The sequence below is a fragment of the Flavobacterium sp. TMP13 genome, assembly GCF_050847115.1.
Lineage (GTDB): Bacteria > Bacteroidota > Bacteroidia > Flavobacteriales > Flavobacteriaceae > Flavobacterium.
On the sequence record NZ_CP193656.1, the window covers coordinates 3,491,650 to 3,506,643 of the forward strand.

Sequence of the window (14,994 nt, forward strand, 5' to 3'; positions counted from 1 at the left end):
ATATACTTCGTTTATGTCATCTATCTTTTTTATCCCTTTATTTCTAAAAACAAAAAAAGAGCATACAAAGATCTGGTATTATTATTAACGGTACTTTTAGCCAGTCCAAAAGTGGTCTTTCTAAAACGGATATATCCTTCCATTAATATACCAATTTCTCCTGTGAATACTTTCGGTGGATTTCTTCGTAGTCGTGCCGAGCCAAAATGTATCTTACCTGTTTGTTGAAATACAGAAAGCGCATCCACAGTATTTGCTAACCTCCTTTGCATTTGATTAAGATTAGCATATTCGTATACTCCCAGTTTTGATTTTATAAACTGTTTACCCACCGTTATGTCAAAGAACTCAATATTGTTAGCAGATATAAAAATCTTCAGCGGTTTCCATGTTTGCCAGTATTGGCGAATGGTAAATCTGCTTCGTTGAAGTGATCGGAGATGGTTTTCAAAGCTGATTACCAACTCATCAATGGTTTGTACTTCTTTCATAATTAAACATTTAGTTGTTATGGCATAATTGCCAACAACAAAATAATGGAAAGTATAATAGAATACACATTGTGTAACTACAACTAAAAGAACAGCTTTACAAAGACCACTTTACATTATCATTTACTTTCCATAACCATTGTTATGTAAAGCTTTACATAACAAAGGTGAACGCATTTTTATTACCGCCAAACTTCCCGATTACATTCGAGTAGGAAAAGAGGATCTAATCGAAAAATACTTGTTTTTTACTACCTCGCATGATGGTAGCGGTAGTATTACTGCAGCCTTCACCCCTATTCGTATTGTTTGCGCCAATACTTTAAACGCTGCTTTAAGAACACAAACCAATACCGTTCGAATTCGTCACACCGCCAGCGCCAAGCAGCGACTAGAACAAGCGCATAGAGTCATGGGAATTACCGATACATTATCCTCTCAGATGCAAAATATTTTTAATTATTGGGCAACCGTTCCTATAAAAGATAAAGCGGTTAAAAAATTAATTACTTTAGCTCTCGCACCTTCTAAGGAAATTTATTCTAATTTAAAAAATAATACCACGCAGGAGCTTTCAAGTTGTTTTACCAATATGATCGACAATGCTTTTGATTATGCGATGAACGATGAAACCCAACAGTTACCCACCACCAAAGGGACCGTTTTTGGAGCATACAACGCTGTTGCAGGTTATTTTCAAAATGTACGCGCTTACAAAAACCAAGAAGCTAAAGTAAAATCGCTTTTGTTAGCAGGAAATGCGCAGCAACGCAATCAAACTGCTTTCACACTCTGCAGCGAGTTTGCAACCAACAAACTGCAATTGAGCTAATTTTTAAACGGGACTATCCTAACAATAGTCCCGTATTTTACAATAGGATGTACTAATTTGCGCGCCGCCTTTTCTAGGCAAAGCTAGCCGATTTGGCGCTTTCCCTAGAAAAGGCGTTCTTTTTAAACACACAATAGTAAATTCTAAAAACTATCTCTCGACTAATAGTACAACAAAGTTCGGTAATGGATGTCGGTTCTCTAACAAAAAATTCCCCCATAAATACTCGGCGCACCTCCCTTTATTGCGTTGCTTTTTGCGCTCGCTCCACCATGACCGTGCCAGTTCTATTATTAATCTTTAATTATAGAAATCATGGAAAATCATGCTAAAAATTCAAATTGGCTTATCGTATCTGAAATCAAATTAAGCTATAAATCAAGAGTAAAAGCATCTGAAAGACCGCAAATAACCTCGTCAAAATCGGCTTATGAAATTGCATTGCAGCTATGGAATCCCAACACAATTGAACTTTTTGAAGAATTCAAAATTCTACTTCTCAATAACAGCAATAAAGTTCTAGGGGCCTACGAAGTTTCTTCCGGTGGAATTACCGGAACTGTCGTGGACCTCAGACTTATATTTGCAGCAGCTCTAAAAGCAAATGCAACTGCAATTATTATGATTCACAATCATCCCTCTGGAAAATTAATTGCCTCTGATGCAGATAATCAAATTACAGCTAAAGTGAAAGCAGCTGGAAAATTACTAGATATTCAGTTACTAGATCATCTAATTATAACTCGAGAGAATTACTATTCTTTTACAGATGAAGGGGCTTTATAGCCCCTTTTATATTTTCAGTTGATACTTCTATGCGGAATGATAGGATAACCGTACTAGTGCTATCTATTATTAAATTTTATCTGTTGCCAAAGAATTTAAAGCACGCAAGAGGTCAATCTATAGGAAAGTGAAAAGTGAATTCGTACATAGTTAAGAGATATAAAATAGTCGATTTTGGGTCAAAAAAGCCTAACTGAAAAGCAATAAAGTTTACGCAAAAAACTTACTTAGGTTCCTATGGAAACCTAAAATTGATTTGCACATAGTTGATGGTGCAGTTTAAAATAACTTTTAACTGGCTTCATATTTTGAAGTAACTAAGCCAATAGGTTTAAATATAAAAATAAAAACCAAATGCCGTCAAGGCGAATATGATGTGCGCGAGTATAAGTTGTAGGTAGTAGCCTTTAAAATCAATCTTCGGCTGGTGTCTTGTATAATTAAAAATTAAATGCCAGCCTAGTACTCCAATTATACCACTTACAGTTCCTGTAAAAGTCGACCATAGCAAAGTGTCGAACAACTGTTTGCTCCACAGAAAATGATACACCACAACAAATCCCAGTCCAATTAAATAATGGAGGATCCATGCAAAAATGGCTTGAAGCTCTGCAGATCCTTTAAAATGCATTTTTTTTAAAAAGTATTGAAGCAGCACTGGTTCTTTGTAAAGCTCCCTAAAAGTGGTAGAAACTGCGTAGCTGAATGCAGTCATGGTGACCATGGCAAAAAATGCAGCTACAAGGATTTTAAATAATACATCCATAATTCGATCGTTTTAATTTAGTACCAAAGCGATGTAAAGTTAGAAACAAGCTGAAAGTAAGCGTTATATAGTATCATTAGTCTGTTATAAAATTATGGAAATCATGTGAAATTCAAATCTAATTAGTACAATTTTTACTAAAATATTCATAATTCATCTGGTGGTATGTTGATCTAGCACTAATTATTCATAAATTTGAATTTAAATAGTTGCTATAATATGTCAGAAATTACTATATGTTATGTCGCTGATCAAGTGGATGACCTACTCATTTTTGAGGACGCTTTATTAACCATTAAAACTCCTACTATTTTAAAGTTCTATTACTGCGGTGTACAGCTAATAGAGGATCTAGTGCTTTCAGATTCCACTCCGACTATCTTATTTTTAGACTGCAACAGTACACAACTTACTAGTCTGGAAATAGTACAGATCATTAGAAAATCAAAATCTAAAAAGGAGTTGCCAATTATTATATACATAGACGCAACTACTGATGAATTTATTGATCGGTGCTTAATCGCTGGATCTAACCTCTTTATAACTAAATCTTCTTCAGTAAATCAGCGCCGAAGCAATATTGCACAGGCAATTGACAAACTCATAAAGCATTTCGATGTCTAGTAATAGTTGGTACAATTTTCACTTATACCTAGAGTTGTAACAGTAATTAAAAACTGCTAAGGAAGCAAGCAGTAGGATGAGTATCTCTCGTAGGTACACTTGTACTACACCTTTGCGTTATGATCTCCAAATAGGTGCTCATGCAGTATTATTTAGTAATAGAACAAAAATTAAATGCAATAATTCGATCCGGAAAAAAAGTTGCAGCTTCTCATTCAGGTATCAAAAATGAATGGAAGTGTTTGCAGAGCGCTTTTAATGTCTAACAGAAACAATAGAGAAGCAAACTATTTTGTTACATTAGCAATTCACTTAAAAGCTTTATTTTTACAAATTTTGGAACTAAATTTAGGTGGAGATTTGATTTATTGATACGAAGAGAATAAATGAAATATAACAACCCATACAATGAAATTAGAATTTATCGACTTGGGACTTTTATTAAAGGCGGATAATCTAACCATCCCATACGGATTGCAAGATGAACTATTATTCGTATGCGTAAAAGCATATTTGCTGGAACTTCTAAATGATCCTGAAACGGAAATATATCATTTTGGTTATGCACCCGACAATACCGCTGACGGTCAAGACGAGCTGCTTTATGATGGAAATTTATTTAGAATAATAGTAAATGAAAAATATGTGGGCGTTGGTCTAGAAAGTTCTCCATTAGAAGTCAAAAAAGCATTCTATAGCTTAGTTGCAAATTATGATCCCGATTGGTGTTCCATAATGCAAGATGCAGGCGAAACTATTATTGAAACAACAATAGAGCTTCTGTATCGGGAAGTATTTTAGTTGCGTTTAAATCCACAGAATATGTTAGTGCATGCTCTACTGGTCTCTGTTTCAGCCATCTTTGCTCGTCAAAAGGAACTAATAATTTCATGTAAGGTATCACAAATCTCAAAATAGGCGTCCAAAACCATTTTTAGCGTCTTAGATTCTCTAGGAAGTTTTTTCAGCGCTAACATTTTTTTATAGTACTAGCAACTCACAACGTAGCTATTTATCGGTTGGTTTATTGTCCTAACGTTGTTTGTTTGATTTGGAAGTTATAGCTTTCAAATAATTAATGAATTTTTAATAAATTATGGTATAAGCCATTTCGGATATAACGATTTATACTGATATTCCACGAAATAAAAGATGAAGTGCAGATTATAAAACGTTACCATTAAAAAAAAGCTTTTAATTCTTAATTTTAGTACAAAGTGAAAATTAAAAAAATTAATTTATTGTTGTCTAGAAAATGATACCCTGCACCAAACTTTAGTCCGATGAAGTAATACATGATAAATGCTAAAATGGCTTTAAATGTTTCAGACTTTTTTAAGCGTTAAAGCAACACTGGCTCTTTGTAAAGCCCATTGAAAGTGCTAGAGACTACTTAATTGAACGTAATGATAATGCCAATGGCAAAAATGCAGCTAAAGCAATTTTAATAGTACATCTATAATTCTATATTGTTCAATTTATTCCAAAGTGATGTAAGGGTAGAACCATTTGTTTGTGAGTACAGTATGTAGACACTGGGTAAATAATCTAGTTGCCTAATGCGTTTGTAAATTTGGTAATTAGTTTAAAGATAAGAGGAGCACAAACTTACAGTTTCCCCTCCTCATATTTCTTTTCCTGTATTAGCTTTTTAGTTTATACATTAACGCATATTTTTACATAATTAATGATTAATTAAAGTCATTAATTTGACTAATAAGCTTGTTAGTAGCTATAACTGTAAATGCCATCAGTCCACTTTTTTAAGGTACTCACATTTAAATACTTCCGCCCTTAAGCCGCTACTAGAAAAACGATGATCGCGTTTATTAAATAGCAATTCTACCCCTTTATCCTCGCAATATTTTCGACCCGTGAATTTTACATCTTTATATTCTTCTCCTAAAATTCTCACGTTTATTGGAAAAGCACGAAGAATATCTTCTAGGTCTTGCTCAGTGGTATAAGGTATAATTTCATCTACAAATTTGCATCCTTTCAACTGGATATATCTCTCTACTACCGATTGTGTAGGTTTATTTTTTTCTGGACGATCGCTTGTCGGATCAGTCTGCAAACCGACAATAAGATAATCACAATGCATTTTCGCTTCTTCTAACATCCTTACATGACCCGCGTGCAATAAATCGAAGGCACTAAAAGTTATTCCTATTTTTTTACTTAAATCCGTCATTTTTATAATTTTTAAGACTATAACTTATGAAATACTCATTTATTTTATCAAAACTATACCATCTTAGACCGTACATTATTACATAATAAACAGCAGAAATTATAAAATTTATTGTCTGATTTAAATCATTATTAAGAAATTAGCTGATGGTATCACGAACAGCTTCTTCCTCTGTTATAGTAGACAGATTAATAGCTGTCTCAATTAAAGCTAAGTGGGAATAAGCTTGTGGGAAATTACCAAGCAAACGTTTTGTCTTAAAATCAATATCCTCACTAAATAGTCCCAAATGATTGCTGTAACTTAGTAATTTCTTAAATAATTTTTCCGCTTTTTTTTGTTGTCCTATTTTAAATAAACTATTTATAAACCAGAATGTGCAAATCGTAAATGAAGAGGACGGTAAACCAAAATCATCTTTATTTTTATATCTGTATAGTAGTCCATCATTACTAAGATTTTTCTCAATGGCAATTACTGTGCTTACATAGCGAGGATCTAACGCATCGATAAATCCGTAATTTTCCATTAACAGAACGGCGGCATCAAGATCTTCTGATCCGTACGACTGCGTGAAAGCTTGAGCACTTTCATTCCAAGCATTTTCAAGTATATCTGCTTTTATAGTTACTAAGAGTTGCTTCCATTTATTGGCTATGGAAAACTTTCCTAAAATTTCGGCTACTTTGACAGCACGATCCAGAGCGGTCCAACAAAGTACTTTCGAGAAAGTAAAGTGCCGTTCTTCCGTTCTAAATTCCCAAATTCCCTTATCTGGTTCCTGCCAGTGATTTTGAACTACCCATACAATACCTTTGGTAATATTCCAAAGTTCCTCCACATTTTCTGTATCGTTTGTAAAGTTTATTAAACGTTGATGAATCACATCCATTAGGATGCCATAGATATCATTCTGTCTCTGCGAATAAGCCGCATTACCCACTCGCACTGGCTTACTTCCCATGTAACCGCTGAGATGGTCCAATGTGGATTCTGTCAATTCTTTTTCTTTATTTATCCCATACATGATTTGTAGTTTCTCATCTTTATTAGGTATAAGATCAACTATAAATTGAAGATAATCCTTTGCGAGTTCAACATGACCTAACTCTGATACAACCTTGACTACCATAGATGCATCCCGAATCCAGCAAAAGCGATAATCCCAATTGCGCACTTCTCCAATTGTCTCAGGCAGAGAAGTTGTTATGGCAGCTAATACCGCTCCAGTTTTTTGATAGGAAAGCATTTTTAGCGTTAAAACACTTCGCAGAATTTCCTTATTGAATTTTTTATACTCAGTAGTACGATCTGCCCAACCTAACCAGTATGTTTTTGTTCTTTCAAACTCTAGGCGAATTTTAGCTAAGGTGGGTAAAAATATCTTCTCGTTATAAGCCATTAGTATATAGCCATCATCTTCTAGTTCGATCAATTTGCTTTCCGAAATAGACTGCTTACAAAAGTTACTGTACAAAAATAACGAGTCAAATTTTAAGGTATTACTGACACTAATTACGTGGTCTTCTTTTACGAATGTACTAGTCACTCCACTCGCATATTCAAGTTTCGGATCATATAATATAGCAAATTGAGGTCTGCCTGAAATTTTCCTAAAATAGCGTATAATCTCAGGAGGTATATTGTAATCCCCATTATCTTTTTTGTATCGAGGCATAAAATCATTCACTTCAAAAACATCGGTACCGTTATCAAAAGTAGTAACCAATATATTGGTATTTTCAAGATATTTCTGGGTTCTAAAGTAATGATCATCGGTAATTATTTCAAAGCTTCCACCAATATTATCATCCAAAATTTTTGCAAATACAGATGCGGAATCAAATTCCGGGAGACAGCACCAGTCGATAGATCCTTTATCTGATATTAACGCCGCACTTCTGCAATTTCCAATTATTCCGTAGTTTAAGTTATTCATATAATCCTTTTCTTATTTTTAAAATTCAGTAATTACCTAAATTTATAAAAAGATTTTAATTCAACCAAATTTAAAAAGTAGTCCTTGTAATTACCACAACTGCAAGTAAACAAAAGTTTGTAAATTCTAAACCTTAATCAAATGTTTATCCGTACTCAATTTCGAAATGTTATTAGATAAATCTATAAATTATTAACGCAATAATGTAAATGAAAAATACGTGCAACTGTTAATTTTGATTTCTGAAAAATAATAGCCGCAAATGTTTGTTGAAAGGAAAATATTTTAATTTTTTTTTTACTTTAAAATTAATACATACATCATGAATAAAACGATAATAGTATCTAATCGCTTACCTGTAGATCTTAAATATGAAAATAGCACTCTAGTAGCGAAGGGAAGTACAGGCGGTTTAGCCACCGGAATGAAATCTGTACATAAAGACGGGAACGGTATTTGGATTGGGTGGTCGGGCTTGATTGAACAACAAATTAATTCAAGTAAAGCCAAAGAGGTTGATGCGATTTTATGGCAAGAAAAATGTGTGCGAGTACCGCTTACTCAAAATGATATCGATAACTATTACTACGGTTTTAGTAATAGTGCTCTTTGGCCGCTATTCCACTATTTTCAGTCTTTCACAGAATTTGAAATTGAACATTGGAACGCCTATAAAGAAGTAAATGAAAAATTTGCTGCGGTCATTTTAGAACAGGCAAAAGATGGTGATACTGTTTGGGTGCATGATTATCAACTTTTGTTATTGCCGCAATTATTAAGAAAAGCGAACAAAAATATTACTATTGGATTTTTCCTGCACATTCCCTATCCTTCATATGAATTGTTTAAAACTTGTCCTTGGCGTGATGACCTGCTAGAGGGTATGTTGGGAGCAGATCTAATTGGCTTTCATACTTATGATTATGTGAGACATTTTATAAGTTCAGTTGGCAGACTTACGAACTATGAAGTCCATTTTAGTGAAATTCATTATCAAAACCGAATCATTAAAGTCGATTGCTTTCCTATGGGTATTGATTACACAAAATATAATACGGCAGCCTTAGCACGAATCAATCAAAAAGAGGATTCTAAAACTGAGTTGATGAAAAGTTTAGATGTACATAATGATTCGCATTCGGACAGCAAATTAATATTATCAATTGACCGAATGGACTATACCAAGGGCATAGCCAACCGAATTAAGTCTTTTGAATATTTTTTAACCAAATATCCACAATACGTAGGAAAAGTACGTTTAGTAATGCTTGCAGTTCCCTCTAGAGAAAATGTGCCACAATACCAACGGTTAAAAAGAGAAATAGACGAACTTGTAGGTAGGATCAATGGGGAACACTCCCTTTTAAATTGGACTCCAATATGGTATTTTTACAGAGCCTTACCTTTCGATGATCTTATTGATTTATACGTATCCTCTGATGTAGCGATGGTCACCCCGATACGAGACGGAATGAATCTAGTCGCTAAAGAATATGTAGCTACAAGAACGCAAGGTAGCGGTGTGCTTATATTAAGTGAAATGGCAGGCGCCGCACAAGAGATGCACGAAGCTCTTATTGTTAATCCTAATAACTTTGAACAGATTGCAGATTCACTAAAAAATGCCCTCGAAATGCCAGCAATAGAGCAAAGGGATCGAATCCAAGCTTTACAGAAAAGAATATCTCGTTATAACGTCGAACTATGGGCAAGTGAATTTCTAAAGTCGCTTCAATTAGCTAAAAGTTTTATTCCTGTGCAAGTAGCAGAAAAACTTTCAGAGCAAGTTTTGGATTCAATTCATCAAAATTTTAAAAGTGCCAAAAAGAAAATCTTTCTATTGGATTATGATGGAACTTTGGCTGGCTTTAAAAACAATCCCATTGATGCCTATCCGGATGATGAATTGCTTATACTCTTGGATTCAATAGCAAAACTGGAAAATACCGAAATTGCCATAGTGAGCGGCCGTGATCGCACAACCTTAATGGAATGGTTTGGAGACAGGGCGTACACGCTTATTACCGATCATGGTGCTTGGCTACGCAAAAAAGGGGAAAATTGGATTTGTCAGGATCACTTTAAAACAGAATGGAAAGCAAATGTTAGACCCATCTTTGAAACGTTTGTGGATCGAACACCTGGAGCATTTATAGAGGAAAAAGAATTCTCCATCGCATGGCACTATCGTAAGGCTGATGCAGAGATGGCTGACTTAAGAAAAATGGAATTTAAACATGTATTAAAAGGTTTACTTTCCAATGACTTCTTATCGGTATTAGAAGGAAATAAAGTTCTAGAAGTTAAAAATAGTAACATTAATAAAGGTCGCGCTAGCTTACAACTTTTACAAGACGAAAATTATGATTTTGTTTTTGCTATTGGTGATGATTGGACTGACGAGTTTATGTTTAATGATCTGCCTCAAAGTACTTTTACAGTTAAAGTAGGAAACGTTAACACAGCAGCAAAATATTATATTGAAGATATTTCTGAGGTGCGCCCTTTGTTGCATGCCATAATTAGAACCTAATAGTTATTTTATTTATAATCTAAATTTATAATATTTTGGAAGTGTTATGGAAGTGTTATGGAAGAAAATTAAAATGTAAAACTTGCGGAAAAAACTTTCAAAGCTTGACCATGTGACTTTTATTTTAATAAAAACAATCTAGAACAAAATTATGGCACTAAGTAGCAATCCAATTAATATCTTTCTTTTTATGAATTATTCAATTAAAATTAGATTTAACAAAAATTTTCAAAGATAATATTGAGCTATATTAACGTTTACAAATGAAAATTATTTTAGTACTGGTTCTTAAACTTCCTTCTTAGGATTTTAGACAGCATAGTACAAATAAATTAATGAATATGATCCCGATTGGTGTCCCATAATGCAAGATGCAGGCGAAACTATTATTGAAACAACAATAGAGCTTCTGTATCGGGAAGTATTTGAGTTGCGTTTAAATCCACAGAATATGGAAATGAAAATTGCTCAATTGGTGTCTGCTTCAGCCATCGTTCTTCATCTTCCGGCTTTAAAATCACAGGCATTCTTTTTTTATTATTGTGAATTTTTGCCATTAAAGCATTAGCTTCAGTAGTTACGATTGTATATGTATTTCTAATCTCACCCGTATGACTGTTAGTCCATCGGGAATACAAACCGGCAAAAGCAAACAACTCTTCATTGGCAATACCTAATTTGTACTTTACTTTGTTTTTACCTTTTGCATCTAACCATTGCCACTCAAAGTAACCATTTGCAATTACTAGGCACCGTTGATTAGTCACGTCACGAAACGAAGGCTTTTCATCAAGTGTTTCTATTTTAGCATTTAAAGTTAGCGCTCTAATATCTTCATCTTTGGACCAATGTGGAATTAAACCCCAGTTAAAATGCTGAATGATTTTGGGATTGTCGTTGGTAATGACTGGTGTTTTGGGAAACAAAAAACCATTAAAATGATCGTGAGGAGCAAATTCAGCATAGTTCTTTATTTTTGCATCAAATCTTTTTTCAATTTGATCGGCGAATTTGTCTTGAATCGTATGATAGCACATGTTTCTTTTATTTTTATTGAAGTTGGTTTATCGTGACAATACAAAATCTGCTCTTTGTACTTCAGTACGAATACAAATCTCATTAAATTCTTTAATAGAATTAAATTGTAGCTGTTCAATTATTTTGTATTCATAAAAAACCTTAAAATTATCATTTTTAAACACCCAAGGTTCTACTGAAATTATATTTTCACTTTTATAAAAGGTACGATTCATATCACCATCTGGACTTTCTGAAATTTCCATCTTTCTGCCTTCAGCTTGAATTTTATCCATGCAAATAAGAAGAGAAAAAGCATCGCACCATTCGACAAATCGATACAATCGATCAACATACTTTTTATCAACATTTAATTTTTTTAGAATTTCACTTCGCTTGTGCTTCTGTTCATTTAAAAAAGTAAGGACTTGTTTATTCTTAATTTTATCTTTATCACCAAAAATAAAATTTAAATGCATGGACGTTAATAAAGCATTTAGCTGGCTTTTAGAAGCTGATAACTCCATTACATTGTGATATTGATGTAGATCAGCATTTTCAGGACCGTCACCAATATCGAAATTTTTTGGTGCGCCTGCTTGCGTTAAGTTTTTATTTTGCAACGTTTCGGCTACACCGTCATCGTGTTCCGCAATAGCGATTAATGTGGGAACCAAAATCTCGTTTGGGAGTTCGATGTTGTATTGATTCGCTAACATAGCAGCTAGTAATCCGTGCGAGCGCTGGTTGATAATTTTCCAACCTTTTTGATGAGACAAAACAATCATAAGCGCAATACTTTACGTAGTTACAATTCTAATTTTTTTTTAATGCTTAACTAGGCGCACTTTAATAAGTGTAACGTTGAATAGATGTACTAGAATATCTGTTTTATTACATCTATTTGGTTTACTCTCAAAAAAACCTGCATGAGCAGGCTTTTGAATCGTCTTAAATTTTAATTGCCGGGATTGTCCTTTGCATCACTGCCCTCTACTTTAACAATTTTATTATAAACTCCTAAAAGTAGAAAGGATGTCGCCCACTGTCCTACGAACAATGACGTTTTACCTTTTCCCATAACCTTAAGGGTAGCCGAACCAACCATTGAGGCAACTGCTGCCCATAAAAATAAATCTGAAGGTAGCTTGGCTGTTTGTTCTTCAATCTTTTTAGCTACCGGTCCTTCTGAATGATCGTTTTGTATAATGCTCATAACTTTACTTATTTAAATTAATATTTCTTATATAAATTTACAATAGTCTTATATTTAACTGTTTATATAATTTAAATAAGTTGTTATATAACTTAAATTGAGAAAAATATTATTCCACACTCTTCTTAACCCATTTTATACAAATGTAAAGTGATAATTAAAATACATCAACTTAAGATTATGTATTCTACTGCGTCAAAATTTATCGAAGTGGATAAAAATTGATCTCTAACTTTTTTTCAAGTACTTCAAAATTAAGGGAGTCCTACTAAGGCAGACACTAAAGAAAATTCAGCAAATTGGATGGAACAGTGTAAAATTACTTCTAAAAAAATTATGCACTCATCTTAACTCGTGGAAAATCTATCGTATGAGGTTTGGGTACGGTTTTCTAGTAGTTCGACATTAATCTTAGTTACTATTATGCGCCGTTATCAATTGGTGATCTTTCGCGTGTGAATTTCTCTGATGGGGAACAAATGGCATGGTAGCCATTTTTAAAATAGTAAAGGAGGGAAACTGATACTCTATCGCTACTTATCTCAGCAAAAAATAACGTCCTCCACCGTGCAAGGGCAACACCTGTAAATTATTTGGAAAGTAAGTGGTGTTCAAATAATTTCCTTCGTAATCAATGCAAGTCCCCAAAACATTCTCCCCTTTACCGTTGGTACTTGTTTTCGAGGTATAAGATGTCCTTCATTCGGATTTCCTTTTTAGTATGTTGAATTAGATCTCTAGCCATGAAAAACCTTGTAAAAGTATTCAAATGCAGTCGGGTAATTGTAACGGAAAATATATTCCTTCAGCATTCTTGACTTTACTACCCCAGACCTTATAGTATATCTCGCTAATTACTAATAGAAAAGCCTTGAATAAAAAAGGTGACAAAGTCTTACAAATAAATCATTATAAAAATTATTGGATTACCTTTTGCTTATATTTGTACATTAAATAAACGCTTATAAATGGCTGTAATACCTTCAAATTAGGCAGACTTTACGCCATTATATAGCTTATATATAATAGTTATGCCTCATTGTACCGCAGAACCACAACGTCATAACTAAAAACACAATGGAAGTAAACAAAGAAACAGTACAAGATGTGAAAATAAATTTGAAGAATTAGTACAGTTATCAAAAAAATAGCAGAACTAAACTACTGCGTGAATTTTATATTTGATTCAGACTCTACATTATTTACAAAATTAAGAGTTACTAAAATTTATTTAGTATCTTCTGAAAATAGTATGTCTATTGATTCTACTTTATTGTCAAAAGGATTATCACTTGCATAAATCTTAATATTGATTTTATTTATTGCTTCAGTCAGTTGTACATTTTGTTTGTATAAAACATTCACTTCGGATTGTAATTTTTCTAATTTGATTTCAATTTCTTCTAAAGACATAATTTTGATTTTTAAAGTTGAAATACGAAAGTAACAAAAAATAGTTATGTTTGTGATTACAAAGATTTAAATATAGTAATATGGATAATATTGTCGGAGTTGGATTAGTAATTGGTTTAGTAACAGCATCTTCCTTCTACGTTTGGAATTCTGATAATTTTACTAAAATTCAAAAAAACACCTTATTAGTATTTGTTCTTTTTCCGCCTCTTCAATGGGTAAGTATTTTAGTCATTCTGTTATACAATAATCTCAATAAGCAAAAACCTGTTGTAGTTAATACAGAAACTAATATAAACTCAGGACTAAAAATTTTAAATGACTTAAAACAAAAAGGAATTATAACCGAAGAAGAATACGCTTCAAAAATTAATAAAGTCGAAATAGAAAGAAGTGAGCAAAATTTTAAAAACACTTTAGAATACAAACAATTAGAAAGTTTACTTCTTTCGGGCATATTGACAAAAGAAGAGTTTGAAAATAAAATAAAAATATTACAGGAAAAATTCAGCTATAAAGATATAAGAGTAAAAAAAGTTACTGTAAATAAAAAAGAAAGTTCTGCTAAAATTTATTTATTCTCATTTGTATTTTTTATAATCCTAATTTCATTAATAATACTTAACTCAAACAATACTGCATCTTATTCACCACCAGCTAAAATTGTTAACACCGCTCCTCAATATATAGAACCTAAAAAGCAAGAACCTATAAAAATAAAAAAGTTTGTCTATGTCATAATGGAAGTTGAGAAACCAAGTGTTAAAAGTATAGATAAACTTTCCTTTGATAACGCATTAGGAATACTGAGAACGACTGAAACTATCTACTACCTCATTTATGATAAGGAGTTATATACAACGGATATTATAGAGCTGGAAGATTATAATGAGGATGAAAAATATAAAATATTAGATAGCGCAAAAGATAAGACTAATTTACAATTAGCAATGTATAACAACAATTTTGATGTAGAATTATCAATAAAAAACGATAACTATCTACTGAAAGAAGAGTTTAAAAAAAGACCTTTTAGAATAATTAACACGCAAATCTATGAGTTTGATAGTTATTCAGAAGCAAGCATACAAAAAGAAAAAGACTCAAAGCAAATAGAAAATGAAGAAAATAAAAAGAGTTAATGAATTTTGGGAAAAAATAGTGGAATAAATAAAACAACGAG

At 32.9% G+C, this 14,994-nt stretch carries 13 protein-coding genes and 1 pseudogene; 6 read left to right on the forward strand and 8 right to left on the reverse strand.

What is annotated here, in order from left to right:
• Positions 1 to 29 precede the first annotated feature (29 nt).
• Complete coding sequence (locus ACRASX_RS15055; protein WP_432221829.1) at positions 30 to 491, reverse strand: hypothetical protein; 462 nt, start codon at positions 489 to 491, stop codon at positions 30 to 32.
• 163 nt (positions 492 to 654) lie between these two features.
• Here ACRASX_RS15055 and ACRASX_RS15060 point away from each other — a divergent pair.
• Positions 655 to 1,323, forward strand: a pseudogene (locus ACRASX_RS15060) (DUF932 domain-containing protein); the annotation flags it as partial.
• Positions 1,324 to 1,638: 315 nt separating this feature from the next.
• Entirely contained in the window at positions 1,639 to 2,109 is a 471-nt protein-coding gene (locus ACRASX_RS15065; RefSeq protein WP_432221830.1) for a JAB domain-containing protein, read from the forward strand.
• Positions 2,110 to 2,440: 331 nt separating this feature from the next.
• On the opposite strand, the gene ACRASX_RS15070 is transcribed toward ACRASX_RS15065, so the two are convergent.
• The gene (locus ACRASX_RS15070) at positions 2,441 to 2,875 is read right to left on the reverse strand and encodes a hypothetical protein (RefSeq protein WP_066305835.1); all 435 of its coding nucleotides are present in this window, start codon (positions 2,873 to 2,875) and stop codon (positions 2,441 to 2,443) included.
• Positions 2,876 to 3,094: 219 nt separating this feature from the next.
• Between ACRASX_RS15070 and ACRASX_RS15075 the strand changes: the two genes are divergently transcribed.
• Both ACRASX_RS15075 and ACRASX_RS15080 read left to right on the forward strand, forming a co-directional pair.
• Complete coding sequence (locus ACRASX_RS15075) at positions 3,095 to 3,499, forward strand: response regulator (RefSeq protein ID WP_066305837.1); 405 nt, start codon at positions 3,095 to 3,097, stop codon at positions 3,497 to 3,499.
• Between the two features lie 429 nt (positions 3,500 to 3,928).
• The gene (locus ACRASX_RS15080; RefSeq protein ID WP_157492551.1) at positions 3,929 to 4,300 is read left to right on the forward strand and encodes a hypothetical protein; all 372 of its coding nucleotides are present in this window, start codon (positions 3,929 to 3,931) and stop codon (positions 4,298 to 4,300) included.
• 949 nt (positions 4,301 to 5,249) lie between these two features.
• On the opposite strand, the gene ACRASX_RS15085 is transcribed toward ACRASX_RS15080, so the two are convergent.
• Positions 5,250 to 5,693: an adenylyltransferase/cytidyltransferase family protein gene (locus ACRASX_RS15085; RefSeq protein WP_066305842.1), complete on the reverse strand. Its 444-nt coding sequence runs from the start codon at positions 5,691 to 5,693 to the stop codon at positions 5,250 to 5,252.
• A gap of 139 nt (positions 5,694 to 5,832) precedes the next feature.
• On the reverse strand, positions 5,833 to 7,632 hold the full coding sequence (locus tag ACRASX_RS15090) for a glycoside hydrolase family 15 protein (protein ID WP_066305844.1): 1,800 nt from the start codon (positions 7,630 to 7,632) through the stop codon (positions 5,833 to 5,835).
• 322 nt (positions 7,633 to 7,954) lie between these two features.
• Here ACRASX_RS15090 and ACRASX_RS15095 point away from each other — a divergent pair, with 322 nt between their 5' ends.
• Positions 7,955 to 10,165, forward strand: a complete 2,211-nt coding sequence (locus tag ACRASX_RS15095; protein WP_066305847.1) for a bifunctional alpha,alpha-trehalose-phosphate synthase (UDP-forming)/trehalose-phosphatase — start codon at positions 7,955 to 7,957, stop codon at positions 10,163 to 10,165.
• A 386-nt stretch (positions 10,166 to 10,551) separates the two neighbouring features.
• Here the strand turns inward: ACRASX_RS15095 and ACRASX_RS15100 are convergent, their stop codons facing one another.
• The 4 genes from ACRASX_RS15100 to ACRASX_RS15115 all read right to left on the reverse strand — a co-directional run bounded on the left by ACRASX_RS15100 (position 10,552) and on the right by ACRASX_RS15115 (position 13,811).
• Positions 10,552 to 11,202, reverse strand: coding sequence for an SOS response-associated peptidase (locus ACRASX_RS15100; protein ID WP_066305848.1), 651 nt, complete (start codon positions 11,200 to 11,202; stop codon positions 10,552 to 10,554).
• Between the two features lie 27 nt (positions 11,203 to 11,229).
• Complete coding sequence (locus ACRASX_RS15105; RefSeq protein ID WP_066305850.1) at positions 11,230 to 11,970, reverse strand: DUF3891 family protein; 741 nt, start codon at positions 11,968 to 11,970, stop codon at positions 11,230 to 11,232.
• A 170-nt stretch (positions 11,971 to 12,140) separates the two neighbouring features.
• Positions 12,141 to 12,398, reverse strand: coding sequence for a hypothetical protein (locus tag ACRASX_RS15110; RefSeq protein WP_066305852.1), 258 nt, complete (start codon positions 12,396 to 12,398; stop codon positions 12,141 to 12,143).
• Between the two features lie 1,227 nt (positions 12,399 to 13,625).
• The gene (locus ACRASX_RS15115) at positions 13,626 to 13,811 is read right to left on the reverse strand and encodes a hypothetical protein (RefSeq protein WP_432221831.1); all 186 of its coding nucleotides are present in this window, start codon (positions 13,809 to 13,811) and stop codon (positions 13,626 to 13,628) included.
• An 80-nt stretch (positions 13,812 to 13,891) separates the two neighbouring features.
• On the opposite strand from ACRASX_RS15115, the gene ACRASX_RS15120 reads away from it, so the two are divergent.
• Positions 13,892 to 14,953, forward strand: coding sequence for an SHOCT domain-containing protein (locus ACRASX_RS15120; RefSeq protein WP_432221832.1), 1,062 nt, complete (start codon positions 13,892 to 13,894; stop codon positions 14,951 to 14,953).
• Positions 14,954 to 14,994: the final 41 nt, after the last annotated feature.